Origin of the sequence: Pedobacter glucosidilyticus DSM 23534, from assembly GCF_000425145.1 — a bacterium.
In the GTDB taxonomy this organism is placed as follows: Bacteria; Bacteroidota; Bacteroidia; order Sphingobacteriales; family Sphingobacteriaceae; genus Pseudopedobacter; species Pseudopedobacter glucosidilyticus.
In genome coordinates this window covers 114,432-134,949 of the sequence record NZ_KE384311.1, presented here as the reverse complement: position 1 = coordinate 134,949, position 20,518 = coordinate 114,432, and the positions used below count along the sequence as shown (strand labels likewise).

24 protein-coding genes are annotated in these 20,518 nt (G+C 31.8%); 9 read left to right on the top strand and 15 right to left on the bottom strand.

Going from position 1 to position 20,518, the window contains the following annotated elements:
• Positions 1 to 17 precede the first annotated feature (17 nt).
• Both corA and H510_RS0113605 read right to left on the bottom strand, forming a co-directional pair.
• Positions 18 to 1,145, bottom strand: coding sequence for a magnesium/cobalt transporter CorA (corA, locus tag H510_RS0113610; protein ID WP_026904824.1), 1,128 nt, complete (start codon positions 1,143 to 1,145; stop codon positions 18 to 20).
• Between the two features lie 2 nt (positions 1,146 to 1,147).
• Entirely contained in the window at positions 1,148 to 1,759 is a 612-nt protein-coding gene (locus H510_RS0113605) for a WbqC family protein (protein WP_026904823.1), read from the bottom strand.
• Positions 1,760 to 1,799: 40 nt separating this feature from the next.
• Here H510_RS0113605 and H510_RS0113600 point away from each other — a divergent pair, with 40 nt between their 5' ends.
• Complete coding sequence (locus H510_RS0113600; RefSeq protein WP_026904822.1) at positions 1,800 to 2,699, top strand: lysophospholipid acyltransferase family protein; 900 nt, start codon at positions 1,800 to 1,802, stop codon at positions 2,697 to 2,699.
• Positions 2,686 to 3,702 (top strand): glycosyltransferase family 2 protein, encoded by a 1,017-nt coding sequence (locus H510_RS0113595; protein WP_026904821.1) that lies wholly within the window; start codon positions 2,686 to 2,688, stop codon positions 3,700 to 3,702. Before H510_RS0113600 ends, H510_RS0113595 begins: the two co-directional genes overlap by 14 nt.
• On the opposite strand, the gene aroQ is transcribed toward H510_RS0113595, so the two are convergent.
• The gene (aroQ, locus tag H510_RS0113590; protein ID WP_026904820.1) at positions 3,703 to 4,116 is read right to left on the bottom strand and encodes a type II 3-dehydroquinate dehydratase; all 414 of its coding nucleotides are present in this window, start codon (positions 4,114 to 4,116) and stop codon (positions 3,703 to 3,705) included.
• A 36-nt stretch (positions 4,117 to 4,152) separates the two neighbouring features.
• On the opposite strand from aroQ, the gene xerD reads away from it, so the two are divergent.
• Entirely contained in the window at positions 4,153 to 5,052 is a 900-nt protein-coding gene (gene xerD, locus H510_RS0113585; RefSeq protein WP_026904819.1) for a site-specific tyrosine recombinase XerD, read from the top strand.
• Here the strand turns inward: xerD and prmC are convergent.
• Both prmC and H510_RS0113575 read right to left on the bottom strand, forming a co-directional pair.
• A complete protein-coding gene (prmC, locus tag H510_RS0113580) occupies positions 5,037 to 5,855 on the bottom strand; it encodes a peptide chain release factor N(5)-glutamine methyltransferase (RefSeq protein WP_026904818.1) in 819 nt (272 codons plus the stop codon). The two genes, xerD and prmC, sit on opposite strands and share 16 nt — an antisense overlap.
• Positions 5,833 to 6,897 carry a sensor histidine kinase gene (locus H510_RS0113575; protein WP_026904817.1) on the bottom strand — a complete coding sequence of 355 codons (1,065 nt, stop codon included), beginning with the start codon at positions 6,895 to 6,897 and terminating at the stop codon, positions 5,833 to 5,835. The genes prmC and H510_RS0113575 overlap by 23 nt, the downstream gene beginning before the upstream one ends.
• A 59-nt stretch (positions 6,898 to 6,956) precedes the next feature.
• On the opposite strand from H510_RS0113575, the gene ribD reads away from it, so the two are divergent.
• The 3 genes from ribD to H510_RS0113560 are packed head-to-tail and all read left to right on the top strand — an operon-like array spanning position 6,957 to position 9,468.
• On the top strand, positions 6,957 to 8,009 hold the full coding sequence (ribD, locus tag H510_RS0113570) for a bifunctional diaminohydroxyphosphoribosylaminopyrimidine deaminase/5-amino-6-(5-phosphoribosylamino)uracil reductase RibD (protein WP_026904816.1): 1,053 nt from the start codon (positions 6,957 to 6,959) through the stop codon (positions 8,007 to 8,009).
• Complete coding sequence (locus H510_RS0113565) at positions 8,006 to 8,854, top strand: DMT family transporter (protein WP_026904815.1); 849 nt, start codon at positions 8,006 to 8,008, stop codon at positions 8,852 to 8,854. Before ribD ends, H510_RS0113565 begins: the two co-directional genes overlap by 4 nt.
• Positions 8,854 to 9,468: an IMPACT family protein gene (locus tag H510_RS0113560; RefSeq protein ID WP_026904814.1), complete on the top strand. Its 615-nt coding sequence runs from the start codon at positions 8,854 to 8,856 to the stop codon at positions 9,466 to 9,468. The genes H510_RS0113565 and H510_RS0113560 overlap by 1 nt, the downstream gene beginning before the upstream one ends.
• Here the strand turns inward: H510_RS0113560 and H510_RS0113555 are convergent.
• Entirely contained in the window at positions 9,461 to 10,759 is a 1,299-nt protein-coding gene (locus H510_RS0113555; protein WP_026904813.1) for a hypothetical protein, read from the bottom strand. The genes H510_RS0113560 and H510_RS0113555 overlap by 8 nt on opposite strands.
• Before the next feature lie 104 nt (positions 10,760 to 10,863).
• On the bottom strand, positions 10,864 to 11,304 hold the full coding sequence (locus tag H510_RS0113550; RefSeq protein WP_026904812.1) for an Hsp20/alpha crystallin family protein: 441 nt from the start codon (positions 11,302 to 11,304) through the stop codon (positions 10,864 to 10,866).
• A 141-nt stretch (positions 11,305 to 11,445) separates the two neighbouring features.
• On the opposite strand from H510_RS0113550, the gene H510_RS0113545 reads away from it, so the two are divergent.
• Both H510_RS0113545 and H510_RS0113540 read left to right on the top strand, forming a co-directional pair.
• The gene (locus H510_RS0113545; protein ID WP_036692935.1) at positions 11,446 to 11,883 is read left to right on the top strand and encodes an acyl-CoA thioesterase; all 438 of its coding nucleotides are present in this window, start codon (positions 11,446 to 11,448) and stop codon (positions 11,881 to 11,883) included.
• Positions 11,883 to 12,266, top strand: a complete 384-nt coding sequence (locus H510_RS0113540) for an acyl-CoA thioesterase (RefSeq protein ID WP_036692932.1) — start codon at positions 11,883 to 11,885, stop codon at positions 12,264 to 12,266. Before H510_RS0113545 ends, H510_RS0113540 begins: the two co-directional genes overlap by 1 nt.
• Before the next feature lie 78 nt (positions 12,267 to 12,344).
• Here the strand turns inward: H510_RS0113540 and H510_RS0113535 are convergent, their stop codons facing one another.
• From H510_RS0113535 to fbaA, 7 genes are all read right to left on the bottom strand, one after another.
• On the bottom strand, positions 12,345 to 13,052 hold the full coding sequence (locus H510_RS0113535; protein ID WP_051291228.1) for a hypothetical protein: 708 nt from the start codon (positions 13,050 to 13,052) through the stop codon (positions 12,345 to 12,347).
• A gap of 21 nt (positions 13,053 to 13,073) precedes the next feature.
• The gene (locus tag H510_RS0113530) at positions 13,074 to 13,820 is read right to left on the bottom strand and encodes a LytR/AlgR family response regulator transcription factor (protein WP_026904808.1); all 747 of its coding nucleotides are present in this window, start codon (positions 13,818 to 13,820) and stop codon (positions 13,074 to 13,076) included.
• Positions 13,801 to 14,847 carry a sensor histidine kinase gene (locus H510_RS18945; RefSeq protein ID WP_051291227.1) on the bottom strand — a complete coding sequence of 349 codons (1,047 nt, stop codon included), beginning with the start codon at positions 14,845 to 14,847 and terminating at the stop codon, positions 13,801 to 13,803. The genes H510_RS0113530 and H510_RS18945 overlap by 20 nt, the downstream gene beginning before the upstream one ends.
• Before the next feature lie 44 nt (positions 14,848 to 14,891).
• Positions 14,892 to 15,854: a fasciclin domain-containing protein gene (locus H510_RS0113520; protein WP_081659294.1), complete on the bottom strand. Its 963-nt coding sequence runs from the start codon at positions 15,852 to 15,854 to the stop codon at positions 14,892 to 14,894.
• Between the two features lie 164 nt (positions 15,855 to 16,018).
• The gene (locus tag H510_RS0113515) at positions 16,019 to 16,759 is read right to left on the bottom strand and encodes an SGNH/GDSL hydrolase family protein (protein ID WP_026904806.1); all 741 of its coding nucleotides are present in this window, start codon (positions 16,757 to 16,759) and stop codon (positions 16,019 to 16,021) included.
• Positions 16,760 to 16,902: 143 nt separating this feature from the next.
• On the bottom strand, positions 16,903 to 17,328 hold the full coding sequence (locus H510_RS0113510) for a GNAT family N-acetyltransferase (RefSeq protein ID WP_026904805.1): 426 nt from the start codon (positions 17,326 to 17,328) through the stop codon (positions 16,903 to 16,905).
• Positions 17,329 to 17,412: 84 nt separating this feature from the next.
• On the bottom strand, positions 17,413 to 18,492 hold the full coding sequence (gene fbaA, locus H510_RS0113505; protein ID WP_026904804.1) for a class II fructose-bisphosphate aldolase: 1,080 nt from the start codon (positions 18,490 to 18,492) through the stop codon (positions 17,413 to 17,415).
• Positions 18,493 to 18,655: 163 nt separating this feature from the next.
• Between fbaA and accD the strand changes: the two genes are divergently transcribed.
• Positions 18,656 to 19,501, top strand: a complete 846-nt coding sequence (gene accD / locus H510_RS0113500; protein WP_026904803.1) for an acetyl-CoA carboxylase, carboxyltransferase subunit beta — start codon at positions 18,656 to 18,658, stop codon at positions 19,499 to 19,501.
• 36 nt (positions 19,502 to 19,537) lie between these two features.
• Here accD and H510_RS0113495 read toward each other — a convergent pair whose 3' ends face one another.
• On the bottom strand, positions 19,538 to 20,437 hold the full coding sequence (locus H510_RS0113495; RefSeq protein ID WP_026904802.1) for an MBL fold metallo-hydrolase: 900 nt from the start codon (positions 20,435 to 20,437) through the stop codon (positions 19,538 to 19,540).
• Positions 20,438 to 20,518: the final 81 nt, after the last annotated feature.

Below are 20,518 nucleotides of genomic sequence, written 5' to 3'. Positions count from 1 at the left end.
ATCCCCAATTCGATATTTTAATCTTTAAACCACCCCTTTTTACCGAAATACCATAATTGCCCAATCACTATAAGCAGCATCACTAAACATACCACGATATAACCGTTTGGCATGTATAATTCGGGCATATTGTAAGGTAATATTTCGCCTGTTTTAGGGTCTTGATAAGAAAAATTCATTCCGTATACACCCACAATAAAAGTTAAAGGAATAAATAATGATGAAATGATGGTTAAAAATTTCATCACTTCATTCATTTTGTTGCTCATTAAAGACAAATAAACATCCATTAAACTTATGGAGGTTTCTTTATAAGATTCTATCAAATCTACAATCTGAACGCTGTGGTCATAAGCATCTTTAAAGAAAACCGCAACTTCTGGATGAATGATATGGGATGGCTTTTTTAGAATTTCTATTAATTTATCTCTTTCAGGCCAGGCAGCTCGCCTCATGGCTATCATGATTTTCTTAACACCTAAAATTCTGTACATTAATAGTTTATGAGGTCTTTGATAAAGATGTTCTTCAACAATTTCCAACTCATCTCCTAACCTATTTACAATGGTAAAATAATGGTCTATAACAGTATCCATTAAAGCGTAAAGCAAATAAGAAGGACCTAAAGAGCGTAAATTACCACCTGCTTTTGTTTTCAATCTTACTCTAACTGGTTCTAAAACATCTTGATAATCTTCTTGAAAGGTTATTAAAGTATCTTTAAAAATCAGGAAAGATAATTGTTCATTACGCATCACCAAACCGCTATCTAGCTCAAGCATTCTGCTAGTGATGAACATATAATCATCATAATCATCGCATTTTGGTCTTTGGTAAGTATTAACTATATCCTCCATTACCAAAGCATTAATATTGTAATGTTGCTGAATTTGATTTAAAACTTCTTGCGAACCCAAGCCTTTAATATCTATCCAATAAAAGTTATTAGGGTGTTCTTTTATAAATTCTAAAGCTTCGTTTATATGAAATGTTTCAAGTTCTTTGATATGAGTTTCATGATAAGCATAAACCACAATTTTACTAGCTAAAGCGTTTTCTGTAATTACAAAAGTACCTGGTACTTCGCCGGGTTTACTTCTACGCTGTTTAGCTTTGATATTGAAAAATTGTTGTGTTTTTACCATGTTTAAAGATATTTTAAAGCCTGCGGACCTTGATTAAATAATAAATCAACGATACTTAAATTAGGTATAAAATTGTATTTATCTTCAAAAACCTGATAATATTTTTTAGGTTGATAGCTACTTATTATTTTAGGATGAATAGTGCCCCTAAAATCTTTTAGGTGTGGATATTCAGTCTGGTAAATTTTAGTAAAATTTAAAGCTATGTTTTGCTTCAAGAGCTTTAATATGGTATTTAAAAGCTCTAAATTATAATCAAACAGAAAATCATATCTCTGATGATAAAACGGAGCAAACGCATCTTCATAAAACTCAAAATAAGCAGAACTTCTGTAAGATGCTTGTAAACTCATCCAATGGATGCGTTGCCAATTGGCATCATAACTAATTTTAACATCCTTTACACAAGTATGTAATTTAGCACCCTTTACTACCGGAACCGTAATACTTAAAGCACCATTAGCACCATAAATACTTGCTCTATTTCTATAAGTTTGTTTAGGGAAATGCTCATTTTTATCAATTAAAATTGTTTCGTTTTTAAAGTTTAGTAACTCTTTAAAAAATTCTACAGGTGGTAAATAAAGTAAAGGAAATATTGCACCAGATTCCATTTCAAAATATTTATGTTTGCAATTAAAACCAACGAAAATAATGATAAATAAATGGCTTTCTTATGTAGCTGCGTTTTTTTTGTACTTAGTTTCTTTGCTGCCTTTAAGAGTGCTATATCTTTTGTCTGATTTTGCCTTTATCATTATTTTTCATGTTATTAAATACAGAAGAAAGGTAGTTAGAGAGAATCTAATAAACTCATTTCCAGAAAAAAGTGCAGAAGAAATTAATGGAATTGAAAAAAGATTTTTCAGTTATTTGGCTGATTTAATTTTTGAAACCATTAAAATGCTTTCTGTATCAAAAGAAGAGCTTTTTAGACGTTTTACTTTTACCAATACAGATTTAGTAAGAAATTTTGAAGACCAAAATAAGAGTTATTTATTTGCCGTTGGACATTATGGAAATTGGGAATGGTGTACTATTGTTACGCCTTTAATTGTTAAAAGTAAACCGCTTATTATTTATAAACCATTAAACAATAACGTTTTTAATGAGGTTTTTAAAAGGGCGAGAGAAAAAAGTGGAACAGTAATGGTGCGTATGAAAATGACTTTACGTGAGATGGCTCGTTTTAAAAATCAGCTAACAGTTACTGTTTTTGCCGCCGACCAAACGCCTGCTTTAGCAGACCCACATGAGTGGATAAAATTCTTAAACCAGCCTACGGCAATTTTTATGGGGATAGAAAAAATAGCTCGTTCTACAAACTACCCTGTTATTTTCTGTGATGTTGATAGAGTTAAAAGAGGTTATTATGCTTGCGATTTTAAATTGGTTCATGATAACCCAGCCACTACCACAGATAAAGAGATTACCTTAAAACATGCTAGAATTTTAGAGGACAGGATAAAACAAAAACCAGAATTTTGGCTTTGGTCTCATAAACGCTGGAAATTTAAACCAGCTGCAAATACAATTATTCATGAATTATCCTAAAGTTGCCGTTGTTATTTTAAACTGGAATGGAGAAAAGCATTTAGCAAATTTTCTTCCTTCGGTATTTAATAGTACTTATCCTAACATGGAAATTATTATTGGTGATAACGCATCAACAGATAATTCTTTAGACTTTCTTAAGAATAATTTTCCTTTAGTAAAAGTCATCGTTAATTATAAAAATTATGGTTTTGCAGATGGTTATAATCAAGTATTAAAACAAATAGAAACCGATTATTTTGTACTCTTAAACTCTGATGTTGAAGTTACGCCAAACTGGATAGAACCGGTAATTAAGATGATGGAAGCTGATGATAAAATAGCTATAGCGCAACCTAAAATACGGTCTTATTATAACAGAAATAGCTTTGAATATGCAGGTGCTGCCGGAGGTTTTATAGATACTTTTGCTTACCCTTTTTGTAGAGGTAGAATATTTGATACCATAGAGAAAGATTATGGCCAATATGATGATGAAAAAGAAATATTTTGGGCTTCTGGATGTGCTTTATTTATTAAAGCTAATATCTGGAAAGAAATAGGTGGCTTAGACGAACATTTCTTTGCTCACATGGAAGAAATTGATTTGTGTTGGAGAGCAAAAAACAAAGGATATAAAGTTATGTATTGTGGCTTTTCTACAGTTTACCACGTTGGTGGAGGAACTTTACAAGCAGAAAGCCCATACAAAACCTATTTAAATTTTAGAAACAATCTCTATCTCATTAAAAAGAACGAGCCTATTTCTCGTTCTATATTTTTAATTCCTTTTAGATTTTGCTTGGATTTTTTGGCACTTATCAAATTTTTGCTTGATAAAAAAGCAGATAATGCCTGGGCTATTTCTAAGGCGCATAGGCATTTTATAAGTGCTTTATTTGAAGGAAAAATCAAAAACAGCTACATCTCTCCACAACAAAACCTTGCTGGTAAATATCAAAATAGCATTGTTTTTGATTATTTTGTGAGAGGTAAAAAACTCTTCAAAGAAATCTGGAAATAACTATAAAAAGCTTTTTAGAGCTAATTCATAAGACATCAACCCAAAACCTGTTATGATACCTTTACAGTTTTTTGCCATCATGCTATGATGTCTAAACTCTTCACGAGCGTAAACATTAGAAATATGAACCTCAACAACAGGAGTTTTTATACCAGCAATAGCATCTGCAATAGCAACAGAAGTATGCGTATAAGCTCCAGCATTTAATACGATGCCATCATAATCAAAACCAATCTCATGCAGTTTATTAATGATTTCGCCTTCTACATTACTTTGGTAATAGCTTAACTCAACATCAGGATATTTAGCCAAAAGCTGTTTGTAAAAGCTTTCAAAACCTTCGCTACCATAAATTCCTGGTTCGCGTTTGCCTAATAAATTTAAATTTGGTCCGTTGATAATTTGTATCTTCATCACTTCAAACTTATCATTAAAAATTCAAAAGATAAAGTGGAATGGCAATCATTTAAAAAAGGATTTAAATCTTTTTTGAAGTTAGAGAAATCCCTATCAGAAAATTCTGTTCAGGCTTACATACGCGATGTAGAAAAGCTGGTTCAGTTTTTAGAGATGAAAAGCCCATCGGTTTCTTTATTAAAAGCTGAACCTCAAGACTTAAGAGATTTCATTAAATGGATTACCGAGTTAGGAATGTTAGCTACTACACAGGCTAGAATTATTAGTGGCATTAAGGCCTTTTACAAGTACTTAATCTTAGAAGATTTATTAGAAATAGACCCTTCTGCATTATTAGAAACTCCAAAAACAAGAAGAAAACTGCCAGAGGTTTTAAGTGTTCATGAAATAAATTTATTACTCGATGGTTTAGATTTATCAAAACCAGAAAACACCAGAAATAAGGCTATGTTAGAGATTTTGTATGGCTCAGGACTTCGTGTTAGTGAGTTGGTAAACCTCAAATTATCAGACTTATATTTGGATTTAGAATTTATAAAAATCAAAGGAAAAGGTAATAAAGAAAGGTTAGTGCCTATTGGAAGTTCTGCTTTAAAATATCTTCAAATATATTCAGATACCGTTAGAAATCATCTGGATATAAAAAAAGGTCATGAGGATTTTATATTCCTAAACAAAAGAGGCACAAAGCTATCCAGAGTGATGATTTTTATGATTATTAAAGATTTGGCAAAAGCTGTAGGTATTAACAAAACTATTAGTCCGCATACGTTTAGACATTCTTTTGCTACGCATTTGATAGAAGGTGGTGCAGACTTAAGAGCTATACAAGAAATGTTAGGTCATGAAAGCATCACTACAACAGAAATTTATACCCATCTAGATAGAGACTTTTTAAAACAAACCATTACACAATATCACCCAAGAAGTTGAGCTTTTATAAAACGATTGTTATTGTTTAAATCTTTGATAATTTGAGCTTTAAAGCCTTTTTTCTGGATAAGTTCTTGTGTTTCTACTGCTAAATTTTGATTAATCTCAAAAAACAATAATCCGTTTGGATAAAGATTTTTTAGTGCAAAATCAGCTATTTTATCATAAAAAATCAAGGGGGCATCATCTTCAACAAATAAAGCTAAATGTGTCTCAAAGTTTACTACATTATCATGCATATTTTGCTTTTCTGATAGTGCAATATAAGGCGGATTACTAACAATAATATGAAATTTAGGATAATCATCAGCTTTTAAAGCCAAAGCGTTATCTTTTTTAAAGTGTACCTCTACCCCATTCTCTTTAGCATTTGTGTAAGCAATTTTTAAAGCTTCTTCGCTTATATCAATAGCATGAACTTGAGCGGTTTTTAAGTTCTTTTTTAAGGATATTGCTATGCAGCCACTACCGGTTCCTACATCTAAAATTTCTTGATTTGATGTTCTTCCGCATTCTTGAAGCATCATGTAAACCAATTCTTCGGTTTCTGGACGTGGAATAAGCACATGTTCATTCACTTTAAATTTCAAGTTGTAAAAATAGGTGTAACCCAAAACTTGTTGAAGCGGTTGTTTTAGTGCTAGTTTTGTTAAATAATCTTCAAATAATTCTTTTTGTTGTAGCTCGGGTAAATGTGCTAAATCTTCGCTTATCCACTTAAAAAGAGCATTTATTTCATTTTTTTCATAAATGTTCTTAAGTGCTTCCTCATAATCGACTTTAATAGCTTGCTTCTTTAACATGAATTTCTTTAAAAAGTGGCAAAGTAAATAAAAATGTAGAACCTTCTCCTTTTTTACTTTTTATTTTAAAATCGCCATTGTTTTTTTTAATAAATTCTTGACTAAGGCTTAAACCTAAACCGGTACCTTTTTCTTCGTTTAATCCTTTAGTTGTGTAAAAGTTACATTTTAGTATTTCTTTAATCTCTTTTTCTGTTAAGCCTATACCAGTATCGGTTATAGAAATTTCTGCAAAACCATCATTCTTTGCACATAAAACTTCAATCTTACCTTTATTCTGTGTAAATTTTAATGCGTTATTAATCAGATTTCTAATTATAATCTTAGTCATCTCTTTATCGGCAAATAATTTAAAATCTTCCTGAACATCTATTTTTATGTAAAGATCTTTTTTAATAATATTATTTCGCTCTAAGGCAATATTATCTTCTATAATAGGAAGTATATAAAATGCTGTTTTCTGAATTTTTTCCTCTCGCATTTGACTTCTTGACCATACCAAAAGATTATCTAATAGGTTTGAGGTTGAATTAAATTGATATTTTAACTCCGCTATTAAGATTTTAGATTCTTGCTCGTTTAATAAATTATCATCTAACAAATTTAAAGTGCCTTTTAGAGATAATAATGGCCCTCTTACGTCATGAGAAATAATAGAGAAGAATTTATTTTTCAGGTTATTTAAATCTTCCAATTCTTTCTTTTGCTTAATAATTTCTTCGTTCTGTTCTTTCAATATCTTATTATTTATTTTGGCTTTTTTACCGCTTTTATATAGCCTAAATGATAGAAACAGTGCTGTTAAGGAAAAAATAAGAATGGTATATATTAAGAAATTTCTACTTTCTATTTTGAGTTCTTTATTTAGATTTTGCAACTTCAAATCTTGATTTTCTAAATGCAAACTATCTAATATAGTTACAACGGGCTGATTTCTGGGTATGCTTATTTCAGCAAATAACTTACTGTTTTTAACATTCCAAACGTTAAAAAAACTGATTAAAAAAATAAATATTAAGATGGTATATTTTTTAATGGTCATTAAATTGTATTAAATATTTTTAAATAAAAGCCTAAAAGACTAATTACTATCTTTGATACGTGACTAAAGACGAAATAGTTATACAAAGAGCATTAGAATTAGCAAAATTAGGTGCCGGATACGTAAGTCCTAACCCTATGGTAGGTGCTGTAATTGTGTACCAAGGCAAAATTATAGGCGAAGGTTATCATCAAAAATATGGCGAAGCACATGCTGAAGTAAATGCTATTAAAGATGTATTTTTAAAATATCAAAACGCTTCAGAAATACTAAAACAGGCAACTATTTATGTGACCTTAGAGCCTTGTGCGCATTTTGGTAAAACCCCACCCTGTTCTGATTTAATTATTCAACATCAAATACCAAAAGTGGTTATAGGTTGTAAAGACCCTTATAATAGAGTTAATGGTAAAGGAATAGAGAAGTTAAAAAATGCAGGTATAGAAGTTATATCAGGTATTTTAGAAAAGGAATGTTTGCAACTTAATAAACGTTTTTTTACCCGAGTTGAGAAGCAAAGACCTTATATCATCTTAAAGTGGGCCCAAACATTAAATGGCTTTTTTGCTACCAAAGATGGTTCGCAGAAATGGATAAGTGGTAAAGAAGCTAAAATGCTGGTACACCAGTGGAGAAGCGAAGAAGATTGTGTATTGGTAGGAAAAAAAACTGCTGAAATTGATAATCCACAATTAAATGTAAGATTAGTAAGCGGAAGAAATCCTAAAAGAGCAGTTATCGATAGGGATTTAAAATTGGATGAAAAGCTCCACCTTTTTGATAATTCTATAGAAACTTTTGTATTTAATAAAGAACTTACAACTATAAAAGACCAATTAAAATACATCAGCATAGAAGATTTTGACTATTTTTTGCCTCAGTATTTACTTTATCAGTTGTATTTACAAGATATACAATCTGTTATTATAGAAGGTGGAATTAAAACTTTACAAATGTTTATTGCTGCTGGTTTATGGGATGAAGCTAGAATTTTCATCTCTCCTATCACATGGGAAGATGGTTTAAAAGCACCTGAAATTAATGGTATTCAAGAAAGCTTAACCGATATTGGCAAAGATAAATTATTAACGCTTACACCTCAACATCCATGATATATTTAGCTATTGCTATTTTATGTAGCGTTACCGTAAGTATCAACTTAAAATTACTGAGAAGATATTACACAAATGCTTATCAAGCCATTGTTTTTAATTACCCAACAGCCGCATTGTTGTGTTTTTTGTTTTTCAAACCCGATTTAAGTATCATTCCTACCATACCAGATTTTACGCTTTACTGTATCACATCAGTTTTGTTATTATCTATTTTTTATTTTATAAGTAAAAGCATAGCCACTTCTGGTATCATTATAACCGTAATAGCACAACGCTTATCATTGGCTTTACCAATAATTGCATCGTTTTTATTATTTAATGAACAATTAACTCCTATAAAAATTATTGGTCTTACCATTGGTTTTATGGCTATTTTAGCTTCTAAGCCCGATGGTAAATTTTCTTTAAAGGATTTGAAATTTTGGTTTCCTATTATTGTTTTTTTAGGAACTGGAATTATTGATATTCTTTTTAATTTTTTAACCAAAATTGAGGGAATAAGCTTTACAAGCTCTTTATTTTATGTTTTCTCTATTGCTACTATTCTGGCTTTTAGTAGTTTGGCTTACCAGAAAATAAATGGAACTTTAAAATTTCAAACCCGAGCTGCCTTAGCAGGTATTGTTTTAGGTTTTTTAAATTTTGGTTCTATCTACTTTTATATTTTTGCGCTTCAGATAGAAAAAAATCGCCCCTCTGTTGTATATGCTGCATTAGATATAGGTGTTATAATTTTAGGTTCTTTAGCAGGTTTAATTTTATTTAAAGAACGCCTCAATGTACTTAATAAGATAGGTTTATTTTTAGCTATTATATCGATCATAATTCTCACGTTTTCTTAATGTTTTTTGAGGATACATACCAAACTATACAAGCACCATCCGAAGGTATTTTTAGAGATAAAGGAAGCAAGTTTATAGCCTATGCTCATCCCTTTTTAAAAGAAAATGATTTAAAAACCATTATTGCTGATTTAAAAACAGCACATCCAAAAGCCAGACATCATTGTTATGCTTACAGGCTTACACCGGATAAAAATATTTATAGAGTTAATGATGATGGAGAACCCTCTGGTACTGCCGGTCGGCCTATTTTAAATGTTTTACTTTCTAAAGAGCTCACCAATATTTTAGTAGTGGTTGTAAGGTATTTTGGAGGTACTTTATTAGGTGTGCCAGGCTTAATAAACGCTTATAAGACAGCTACAGAAGATGCGATTTTAAATGCTCAAATCATAAAAAAAACTGTAAATGATGTTTATGAATTAAAGTTTAATTATTTATTGATGAATGACGTCATGAAAATCATCAAAGAAGATAGACTAGAAATCTTGAGCCAAGAATTTGATTTACATGTAATTATAAACCTTAGTATTAGAAAAGTCGAGCTCAACAAAATCTTATCAAAATTTGAAAGCTTAAGAGATATACAAATGAAATTTTTATACACTATATAATCTCTGCAATCTCCTCAATATCAATAATATATTTGTTTTGTATTAAAAAATCAAAAAGTGGTTTTGCTTCTGGCGATACTTCAACATTTTTGGTAGTAACCGTAGTTTTATTTTTAATATCGCGGTAAGGATAGGTTAAAAGTTTTACATTTCTACTAAACAAATCGCTGATATAAGCTAATAACTCATTCGTGTAATTTTCGCCATAATACTCTGATTTAAAAATGTGTTGTAAATTAGAAATATTGGTAGTAATACCTACACTTTTAGGCTTAGCCAAGGCTAAATATTTTGCTAATTTATTATGCCTATTAAAATTAGATACAATAACATAATGACCTTTTTCAGAAATTTCTCTGGCTCTTTTAGCTACTCTTTTTAATAAATCTTCGTCACTTTTATCAGCATGCTCCATCAAATTATTCAAAGTAAGCTCGGCAAGGGTAACCAGCTCTGTATCAACAATATCTAAAGTAGATTTGTACTGATTAACTGCATGACTAAAAAGATTAAAATCTGGCAATACTTTTTGGTTAAAGCGAGTACGCAAAATCATGATATGCTTTTTATACATCAAATCTTTAGCTTGTTTTGCTTTAGCATGATGATCAAAAATAGCTGCGCTAGAAAAGCCTTTTTGTATCAAATATAAGTTTACCAAAATATCATCCAAAAACTCAAATACAGGACCTTTTAAGCTAATCAAATCAATTTCTACCGAGCCCTGCGATAAGTTATCAGCCAAAGATTCTATCATAGCCTTTGGATTATGATAAAGATGGAAAGCTGCATAAACTAAATTTACGCCTAAAATTCCTAAAACATTTTGTTGCAAACTGGCATCACTATCTAATAAGCGCACATGAAAAATAATTTCATGCGGCGGACCGTAGGGTTCTAATTGAAATTTTATGCCCAGCCAACCATGCGGATCGTTAGTTTTATTATAATTGAGTGTAGTTACTGTATTTGCAAAAGCGAAAAAAGTTTTGGTTTGATATTTATCTCCAAACAATCTATCGCCCAAGAGTTTAAATTCATAATCAAGCATTTTTATTAATCTTGATTTAGATACGTACCTTCCGGATTCTTCCTGACCGTAAATTTCATTACTAAAAGTCATATCGTAAGCAGACATGGTTTTGGCAATGGTACCAGATGCGGCACCAGCTGTAAAGAAGTTTCTAGCTACTTCTTGTCCGGCTCCAATTTCTGCAAAAGTACCGTATATATTTGGGTCAAGATTAATTGTTAAGGCTTTTCGGCGGGTATCCAGAATTTCTAAACTCATGTCCAAATTTAGTAAATAATGTTGATTTTGAAGTAAAAAAGCAATCCCGTTTCTGTTAACAAAAACGGGATGCCAATCAAAAAAACTAAACCTAAAAACTATGATTAACTTATTGCAATTTCTCTGGATTGTATTTTAGCCTCTTCTTTTTTACCAATAGTTACCTGTAATATACCATCTTCGTATTTAGCATCAATCTTAGCAAAATCTACTGTTTCTGGTAAAGTAAATGATCTTGCAAAAGCGTTATAACTGAATTCTTTTCTGGTAACTTTTCTATTTTCACTTTCTGTCTCGGTGGCTTTTTCTCCAGAAATTTTCAAAATATTTTTTTCCAATTGAAGCTTAAAATTTTCCTTTTTTAAACCTGGCGCTGCAACTTCAATGGTGTAAGACTCTTCGTTTTCAAAAATATTAACAGCCGGAACCTTATTTAATGTACTGTCATTATAATAATTGTCTCTAAAAAAGCTGTCAAATAAATCATTAAAAGGCGAATAGTTTCTTACACTGTTTTTTTCGTTGTTAAATTTTACTAAAGTCATTTTTATATCCTCCTTATAAATTATTTTAAATTTGTTTACGTTTAAAGATGAATCAACTCTAATACCAATGGTGATTTTGAGTTCAAAACAAGACTTTTTGTCGTTATTAAATTAATTTTACTGACTTTATTGCAGTCATATATGAAAATAGAAGAAAATATTACAGCTTTTAATTATAAAACTCCTATCCCTATCAGATTTGCGGATATGGATATGTTTGGCCATGCTAACAATGCTGTTTACCTTACTTATTTTGAACAAGCTAGGTCTGCTTATTGGAAAGATGTTATAGAATGGGATTGGAAAGCAACCGGAATTATATTGGTAAAATCAGAAGTAGAGTACTTAAAACCTATACTTTTGGAAGATAAAATAACAGCTTGTGTAAAAACCACCAGAGTTGGTAATACTAGTTTTGATATTGCTTATTTGCTTTACGCGGAAGAAGAAGATCAGTTTATTTTAAAAACAATTGGCAAAACTACACAAGTAGCTATTGACTATCAAACGGGTAAACCTATAGCTATTCCACAAGCAGAAAAAGCTAAAATGATTGCTTATGACAACCCAGAAATATAATGTTTATAGAAAATTTTGAGGTTAGAGATTATGAATGCGATTTACAAGGAATTGTAAATAACGCCGTTTATCAAAATTATTTAGAACATACCCGACATCAATTTTTAAAGCATAAAGGTTTAGATTTTGAAAAGCTACATCAGCAACATATAGACCCTGTAGTTTATCGTATAGAGATAGACTATAAAAAACCGTTAAAAAGCGGTGATAAATTTTATGTGAGTTTAAGTTTAGAGCGTGATGGAAATCTAAGATTCATCTTCTATCAAAATATTTATAAAGCAGATATATTGATAGCAAAAGCTAAGGTTGTAGTAGTTTTTACCTCATTTGGCAAACCTATAATTGCACCCAAAGAGGTTATAAATCACCTGGATATTTAACATACAAAATGTAAAAAACACCAGGTATTTATGATATTCTTGTTTGATGATAAAAAAACATCAAATTCTGTATGGTTTTTAAAGATAAAAACCTGCCCTAAGTGCTATTCTTTGATAATTATTTCTAGTTTTTAGATTTTGTTGTACAGTGCCATAACGTTGGTCTCGGTAACCAATACTAATCATCACACCTGCATTATTGCTTAAGCCAATTTTAAGTCCAATACCTGCGGCAAACACTGTTCCTCCTTCATAAGAAACACCAGTAATGGTATTTTTAGTTCCGTTAAAGCCATAGCCAAAGTCAGTAAAATAAAATGGTACAAATTGTTTACCTGCTCTAAAATCGCCACGAATAGTACCTATTACCGGGAAAAACGTTTGTGTAGCATATAAATCTATACCAGCACCTAATCCGGTAAATAAAAACTGATTGAACTTATAACCATTAATAGTTTGAAAAGAAAAAGCAGAGGTGTTTACATTAAGTTCACCCGTGTTCTGTGAAGCTAATGGCCCTAGCTCTGTAAAATGTCCAAATCCTTTTTGCTTGATATTAAAAACTGGAGGAATTTCTTCTTCTGTAATTTCTTTAATTTCATTAGCTTCAAAAACATATAGATTTCTATCTACCGATTGAATACTTATTTTGTCTTGTTCTTTGCTGATGATTTTACCACGAATTACCCATCCATTAAGTAAATAAATAACATCTTCCTTTTTCTGTGCTAAGCTTTGGAGACTAAGTAAAACAATAAAAATGGTAGAAAATAGTTGAAGCTTCATAATTGATAATGAGAGAAATAATTAGTTTCCGGCCCAGGTTTTAAATGCAGCTACCCTTTCTCTACTCACTATAAAATCATTTACTGCATTACCACTATTTAGGGTAAGTTTTAATCTTCTGTTAGTATAAAGTTTAATATCTTTAATAGCATCAATTCTGGCAATAACTTGCCTATTAAGTCTAAAAAATTCTTTTTCGTTTAAAAGCTCCATCAAGCTATCTAAAGTATAGTCTATTGGGAAAGCTTTCCCGTCTTTAGTGTATAAGTAAACAGATTTATCATCAGACAAAAAATAAGCCACATGGTTTACATCAACAAAAAACATTTTATTACCTATTTTAATCAGAAAGCGGTTTTTATATGTTGATGCTGGAATATCTAATAAATTTTGTTGTGCGGTTAGGGTGGCGTTTGTATAAGTTTCAAGTTTATGGAGCGCTTGCTTGAGACTTTTAAGCGTTACTGGTTTTAATAAATAATCGATACTAAATAATTCGAAAGCTTTTAAAGCATAATTTTCATAAGCGGTTGTAAATATTACTGGACATGTAATTTCTACATCATGGCTAATATTAAAACTTAAACCATCAGACAACTGGATATCCATAAAAATACAATTTGGCATTGGATGATGTTTAAGCCATAAAACTGCACTTTCTACACTATCACAGGTCTCGGGTTTTTCTATATGAGGATAATGCTGAGATAATAAATTAACTAATCTTTCTGCTGCAAGTGGTTCATCTTCAATGATTAAAAACTTCATAGTTTTCTACTTTTAAAACAGGTAATGTTATTTCAAAATAATCATCCTGGTTTTTCACAGTAATTTCCTTTCCACAGATTATTTTATATTGTTGATTGATGCTTTTTAAACCTATCTGACTAGAGTTTTCTAGAATTTTCTTAGGCTGATAATTGTTTCGCACCATCAATATGTTATTTTCTATAACAATATCTATGATAAGTGGTTTTGATGAAGATGCAATATTGTGTTTTATTGCGTTTTCTATTAAAATTTGAAGGGTTGCAGGTACGATATAGGTGTTTTCTAAGTGATGTTTATCAAAAGAAATATGAAACTTTATAGCTTCTGCAAAGCGTTTTTTTAACAGAAAAATATACAAATCCATCACTTTAAGTTCGTCTTGAAGACTTACCAGTTCTTTTTCCTGATTTTTTAAGATATAACGATAAACTTCAGAGAAACTCTCTATAAACTGATTGGCTTCTTCGCTTTTATTCATGATAAGAGAGGCCAATACATTAAGATTATTGAATAAAAAATGAGGATTGATTTGTGTTTTAATTTGCTGTAGCTGAGCTTGGATTTTTGCTCTTTTCAACTCCTCTGCTTCTAATTGTTTAGCTCTTAATTGCTTAAAGAAATATACGATGGAGTTAATACAATGTAAGAATAAATTGATTCTAAAAGCAAGTAAGAGGGTTAATTTAATTTCTGTTTGGATTTCTGTAAGTTGATAGCCTGAATACCAAACACCAGCTATCGCAATTACAGCAATTGCCGAAATAAGCGTTAGTGGTAAACTGATGATGAATAAAATAGTTAGGAATTTAACAGCCGATTGGGTTTTAAAATAGCGCTTTAAAGTTTGCTCTGCCAATCTGCTTAACTCCCAAACAAAAAATACAATAAGCAAAAACGAAAGTATTAAGGCTTCTGATGAAGCCTTAACTTGATAATGATTGAAAAAGTCTGTAAAATAAGTATTGATGTAAGAATAAAATCCTAAAGCTAAAATAATCAGATACCTATATTTTAAACTAAACATATTAGAAATTTCTTACATCAATACTATGAATTTTTCTTGATTAATTAACTTGCTGGTAACAATACTTGATCTATTACATGTACCACACCATTGGTAGTAATGATGTCTGCTGCAGTGATATTAGATGGAGTTGCATTACCAACACCTTTAACTTTTGCTCCTCCAGATAAAGTTATGGTTACCCTACCGCCATTTAAGGTAGCAGGTGTAGCACCTTCCGTTAAATCTGTAGACAATACTCTTCCCTGAACAACATGATAAGTTAAAATACTTGTTAAAGTAGCTGGATCAGCCTGTTGGATAGCGGCAACTGTTGCAAAGTTTGCATTAATAAAAGCTTGATTTGTTGGTGCAAATACAGTTAGTGGTCCTGCTGCTGATAATGCTTCTGCTACATTGGTAGTCCCTTCACTAGCTCTTAATACTGCAGCTACTAAATAACTTAAATTAGCATTGCCTTGTGCTGCTTGCACAATGTTGCCTACTGCTGGCATTAAAACTTTATTAATTACATGGATAATACCATTAGAAGCTTGTACATCTGCTTGCACTACTTGTGCGCCATTTACAAAAACTCCTCTTTGATCTTTAGTAACAAAAACATCTGTCTCTGCTAAAGTTTCTACTGGAGTGTTTGCAGCCGTAGGAATAGCAGAGGAAGTAATTCCACTTCCTACTACGTGATAAGTTAAAATAGAAACTAAAGTTTCTTTTGATAATGCAGAAACTGCTGCCTCATTTGCAAAACCTGCTGCAATAAAAGCATCATTGGTTGGTGCAAATACAGTTAAAGGTCCTCTTCCGCTTAAAGCTTCTACGAGCTCTGCTTTTACAACCGCAGCTTCTAAGAAACTAAAGTTAGGATTGTTTACCACCAATTGTACAATATTATTTTGTACCGGTGCAGGGTCATCGTCTTTTTTACATCCCGTAAAAGAAACTGTTACTAGAATTAGGCTGGCTATGATGCCTAATTTCATCCATTTTTGTGTTGTTGTGCTTTTCATGATTTTCATTTTTTTAGTTATGATGAAATAACTTAAAAGCCGAAAATTAGATTTGCTTAACCTACTGAAGACGCCATTTTAATGGATGAATTGTACATATTTAAAATCCAAATGTTTTTAAAAATTCCCTTCGGATAGATGTTTGTTTATCCGAAGGGAGAAAATTACAAAGCTTTTAACCAAGCTTCGGCCATAAGTTTTGCACCAGCTAAAGATGGATGAACACCATCATAAGTCCAGTAAACGCCGGGGGCAGTTTTTTGTGCTTCATCAAAAACTTTTTGATACGGGATAAAAACAGCTTGAAATTCTTCCGCTATTTCTTTAGCTGCCTTTCTATATTCATCAAAAGCCGGATACCAAGATTCATCAACAGCTTTAATACCTTTAACCGCAAATGGTTCTCCTATAATCAATTTAACGTTGGGTAAGCTCTCTTTTGTTCTGTTTAATAAAGCTCTAAAATCCTTTTTATAGGTTTCTATAGTGCCATCATGTTTACCATTGTGCTTATGCCAATAGTCGTTAACACCAATTAAAATACTCAAAACCTGAGGTTTTAGCTCTAAACAATCCTTATCCCATCTTTCTGCTAATTGGTACACTTTATTTCCGCTGATACCCTTATTGTAAATTTTAAGTCCTTTATCTGGATGTTTTAAAAGCATTTCTGCTGCTGCTTGTACGGCATAACCTCCGCCTAGGCTATTAGGTGTGTTAAAATTTAAATCATCCTTTTTTCTACCAGCATCTGTAATAGAATCTCCTTGAAAAAGGATAACATCTCCTTTTTGGAGTTTTATACCTGAGGCTTTGGGCATAGCCGCCTGCACAATTTCTGGAATACTTAAAGCTAAAACACCTGCCATAGAGGTGCCTTTTAAAAATGCTCTTCTTTTTATCATGGGGTTTATGATTGATTTTATATCTACTAGTATTGTTTTAGACTTTCTATTTAAATTATCTGATGCTATTTCTTAGCAAACTTGTATGGCTTGAAATTTATCTTTTACTGAAATACAATTTTATATTTTAGTAAAATACAAAATCAGATTATTTTCTTTAAAACCATCTTATAATGCTGTATACCAGCCTCCTCAAAAATATCACCTACCGTTTGAAAGTCAAATTTCTGATATAAACCCATAGCTGTTATTTGTGCATGTAAATAAACATACTCAGCATCTTTGGGCAAATCTGCCAAAACAGTTTTAAGCATAGCCTGCGCTACTCCTTTACCTCTACAAGATTTTAATACAGCAAAACGCTCTAATTTATAGCCTTTATCTGTTTTTCGCCATCTGCAAGCACCTGCCGGCTTACTCTCTAAAAAAGCTAAAAAATGATGAGAAACATCTTCATTTTCCCATTCTAGCTCTGGCGGACAGTTTTGTTCTACTACAAAAACTTCTTTTCTAATAGCAAAAACTTTATCTAGTTCTTCTTGGGCGGTAACCTTCTTAACTTCTATCATACCTTAAACTTATCTTATTCTGGCATTTTAAGCAAATAAAAAAGGGTAGAATTTCTTCTACCCTCTCCTCTTATTTTATGTTTATTAAAGTTTTGAATTTGCGTCTAAGCAATTTAAATCTTCAAATGCCGCGGTTAAACGCTTTACAAATTGCTCTTCACCTTTTCTTAACCAAACTCTTGGATCGTAATATTTTTTGTTTGGAGAATCATCACCTTCAGGGTTACCAATTTGACCTTGTAAGTAACCTTCTTTTCCTTTGTAGTAGTTTAAAATACCTTCCCAGAATGCCCATTGCATATCTGTATCAATATTCATTTTGATAGCACCGTAAGAAATAGCTTCTCTAATTTCTTCTTGTGAAGAACCAGAACCACCATGGAATACAAAGTTGATAGGTTTCTCTGCATCTAAACCAAACTTTTGTTTAACATACTCTTGAGAGTTATGTAATATTACAGGCTGTAGTTTTACGTTTCCTGGCTTATAAACACCATGTACGTTACCAAACGCTGCTGCAACAGTAAATCTATGGCTTATTTTGCTTAACTCCTCGTAAGCGTAAGAAACTTCTTCTGGCTGGGTATATAGTTTTGATGAATCTACATCAGAATTATCAACACCATCTTCTTCACCACCGGTTACACCTAATTCTATTTCTAATGTCATCCCCATTTTGCTCATGCGCTCTAAATAGGTTTTGCAAATTTCTATGTTTTCTTCAATAGATTCTTCAGATAAATCTATCATGTGTGAAGAAAATAATGGTTTACCATGTTGAGCATAAAATTTCTCTCCAGCATCTAACAATCCATCTAGCCAAGGTAATAATTTCTTAGCGCAATGGTCGGTATGCAAAATAACGGCAACACCATAATGCTCTGCTAATAAATGTACGTGTTGTGCAGCAGAAACACCACCTAAGATACATGCTTGTAATTTATCATTATCAAGAGATTTACCTGCGTAAAATTGCGCTCCTCCGTTAGATAGTTGCACAATAACTGGCGAATTAACAGCTTTAGCTGTTTCCATTACAGCGTTAATAGAATTTGTACCAATCACATTAACAGCAGGTAAAGCAAACTGATGTTTTTTTGCGGCTTCAAATAATTCTTGAACTTGCTCTCCGGTAATTACCCCTTTAAAATCTTTTAAACTCATTTCTATTTCAATTTTTCTAAGACTCGAAGTTAAAAAAATTTATTAAACCGGCTGAATACTTATTGAAAATAAGCCTTTTGTAATTTCTATACTCACTAAAAAACATTAGAGGTTAAGTATTCATCAATTTTTTGTTTATTTGCATTCTCACTTTTTTAAAAGAATGGCTTGGTTTAAAAGAAGTACAAAAGGAATATTTACCTCTACAGAGGATAAAAAAGAAGCACCAGATGGCGTATGGAATAAGTGCCCTAATTGTAAAAAAGCACTCCATTACTCTGAGCAGGTTGAGCATAAATACGTTTGCCAGTATTGTAATTATCATTTAAGAGTAGGTTCTAAAGAGTATTTTGAGATTTTCTTTGATGATAATGCTTTTGCAGAGTTATTTGGCAATTTAACCTCTGGAGATCCACTTAATTTTACAGATACGAAATCATATAAAGACAGATTAGTTGAAAGTTACAAGAAAACTGGATTAAAAGACGCTATAAGAGCCGCACATGGCAAAATAGACGGCCAAGATTTAGTAATTGCTTGTATGGATTTCAACTTTATTGGAGGCTCTATGGGCTCTGTAGTAGGAGAAAAAATTGCTAGATCTATAGATTATTGTATCGAGCACAAAATCCCTTTCCTGATGATTTCTAAATCAGGCGGAGCAAGAATGATGGAAGCGGCATTCTCTTTAATGCAAATGGCTAAAACATCAGCAAAACTGGCTTTATTAAGCAAGGCAAAAATCCCTTACATTTCTTTATTAACAGACCCTACAACAGGTGGTGTAACTGCTTCTTATGCGATGCTTGGCGATATTAACATTGCAGAACCAGGGGCTTTAATCGGCTTTGCAGGCCCAAGAGTTATTAAAGAAACTATCAAAAAAGACTTACCAAAAGGTTTCCAAACATCTGAATTTGTTTTAGAGCATGGTTTCCTAGATTTTATTGTTGATAGAAGAGAAATCAAAAACAAACTCTCTACTTTCATCAGAATCATGAATAACTAAACAAAAAGAGCCGATTTTAAATCGGCTCTTTTTGTTTTACAGCTCTTGATAAGCGGCATTTATACTTCGCTCTATTCCTTGCCCCTGCCACTCTTCTGCACCGGGTATAACTTTCACTTTAGAAATATCTTCTAAACTTTTACCTGCTTTTTTCTCTTTAGCAACATATTCTAAAAGCTTTTCTAGATAATTTTGATGGGCTTTAATATCTTCTTGTGTTCCAATAATCTTTTGTGGCTCTAAAGCATGACCAAAAATATATTGCGTTTTTGCGTCGAAGGTATCCATAGCTTTATCCAAAACCTTAATCCAATTTTGGATATCTGCTCCTGCTGATTTATCGATATAAGGAAATCTTCTATTAAAAACTAAATCCCCGGTATGTACAGTATTTTGATTTTCAAAATGCACAAATGAATCTCCATTGGTATGCCCAGCTCCAAAATAATGGAGCTTGATATTTTCCTTATCTAATTTATAATTCCACGTGGTTTGAAAAGTTTTATCCGGTGCTAAAATCACGCTTTCTTTACCAGCTTTTTTAGCTTCTTCTGATACTCTAATTTGGTTTTTAGCAGAGTTTTCATGTGCCACCACATGTTTCACCAATCCTTTAAAAGCGATATTACCACTACTATGGTCGGCATGATGGTGTGTATTAATCAATAATTGAAAAGGAGTTTCATCATATCTTTTCCTCAACTCATCTATTAAATGTTGGGCCGGATTTGGAAACTGAGAGTCGACCACTACTATTCCACTCTTAGATTTTAAAAATGCAATAGTACCGCCTTGCTCTGTAAAAATACCTAAGTTATCGCTCAACATCCTGATTTGATAATCGGCCATACCTAACCAAGAAGCCCAAACTTTCCCTGGTATTTGTGAAGCTGCTACTGCTAAAGTTCCAGTTTTAATAAAATCTCTTCTTTTCATACGCTTAATAGTTTACAAGCATACTACAGTTGAGCAGGATAAAATGTTCTCAAAAAAAAGAGGCTACTTGTTGTAGACTCT

Bases quoted from the DNA above. Each gene is read 5' to 3' on its own strand.
- corA (WP_026904824.1), bottom strand. From the start codon at position 1,145: ATGGTAAAAACACAACAATTTTTCAATATCAAAGCTAAACAGCGTAGA.
- H510_RS0113605 (WP_026904823.1), bottom strand. From the start codon at position 1,759: ATGGAATCTGGTGCAATATTTCCTTTACTTTATTTACCACCTGTAGAA.
- H510_RS0113600 (WP_026904822.1), top strand. From the start codon at position 1,800: ATGATAAATAAATGGCTTTCTTATGTAGCTGCGTTTTTTTTGTACTTA.
- H510_RS0113595 (WP_026904821.1), top strand. From the start codon at position 2,686: ATGAATTATCCTAAAGTTGCCGTTGTTATTTTAAACTGGAATGGAGAA.
- aroQ (WP_026904820.1), bottom strand. From the start codon at position 4,116: ATGAAGATACAAATTATCAACGGACCAAATTTAAATTTATTAGGCAAA.
- prmC (WP_026904818.1), bottom strand. From the start codon at position 5,855: ATGTTAAAGAAGCAAGCTATTAAAGTCGATTATGAGGAAGCACTTAAG.
- H510_RS0113575 (WP_026904817.1), bottom strand. From the start codon at position 6,897: ATGACCATTAAAAAATATACCATCTTAATATTTATTTTTTTAATCAGT.
- H510_RS0113565 (WP_026904815.1), top strand. From the start codon at position 8,006: ATGATATATTTAGCTATTGCTATTTTATGTAGCGTTACCGTAAGTATC.
- H510_RS0113560 (WP_026904814.1), top strand. From the start codon at position 8,854: ATGTTTTTTGAGGATACATACCAAACTATACAAGCACCATCCGAAGGT.
- H510_RS0113555 (WP_026904813.1), bottom strand. From the start codon at position 10,759: ATGAGTTTAGAAATTCTGGATACCCGCCGAAAAGCCTTAACAATTAAT.
- H510_RS0113550 (WP_026904812.1), bottom strand. From the start codon at position 11,304: ATGACTTTAGTAAAATTTAACAACGAAAAAAACAGTGTAAGAAACTAT.
- H510_RS0113545 (WP_036692935.1), top strand. From the start codon at position 11,446: ATGAAAATAGAAGAAAATATTACAGCTTTTAATTATAAAACTCCTATC.
- H510_RS0113540 (WP_036692932.1), top strand. From the start codon at position 11,883: ATGTTTATAGAAAATTTTGAGGTTAGAGATTATGAATGCGATTTACAA.
- H510_RS0113535 (WP_051291228.1), bottom strand. From the start codon at position 13,052: ATGAAGCTTCAACTATTTTCTACCATTTTTATTGTTTTACTTAGTCTC.
- H510_RS0113530 (WP_026904808.1), bottom strand. From the start codon at position 13,820: ATGAAGTTTTTAATCATTGAAGATGAACCACTTGCAGCAGAAAGATTA.
- H510_RS18945 (WP_051291227.1), bottom strand. From the start codon at position 14,847: ATGTTTAGTTTAAAATATAGGTATCTGATTATTTTAGCTTTAGGATTT.
- H510_RS0113520 (WP_081659294.1), bottom strand. From the start codon at position 15,854: ATGAAAAGCACAACAACACAAAAATGGATGAAATTAGGCATCATAGCC.
- H510_RS0113515 (WP_026904806.1), bottom strand. From the start codon at position 16,759: ATGATAAAAAGAAGAGCATTTTTAAAAGGCACCTCTATGGCAGGTGTT.
- H510_RS0113510 (WP_026904805.1), bottom strand. From the start codon at position 17,328: ATGATAGAAGTTAAGAAGGTTACCGCCCAAGAAGAACTAGATAAAGTT.
- fbaA (WP_026904804.1), bottom strand. From the start codon at position 18,492: ATGAGTTTAAAAGATTTTAAAGGGGTAATTACCGGAGAGCAAGTTCAA.
- accD (WP_026904803.1), top strand. From the start codon at position 18,656: ATGGCTTGGTTTAAAAGAAGTACAAAAGGAATATTTACCTCTACAGAG.
- H510_RS0113495 (WP_026904802.1), bottom strand. From the start codon at position 20,437: ATGAAAAGAAGAGATTTTATTAAAACTGGAACTTTAGCAGTAGCAGCT.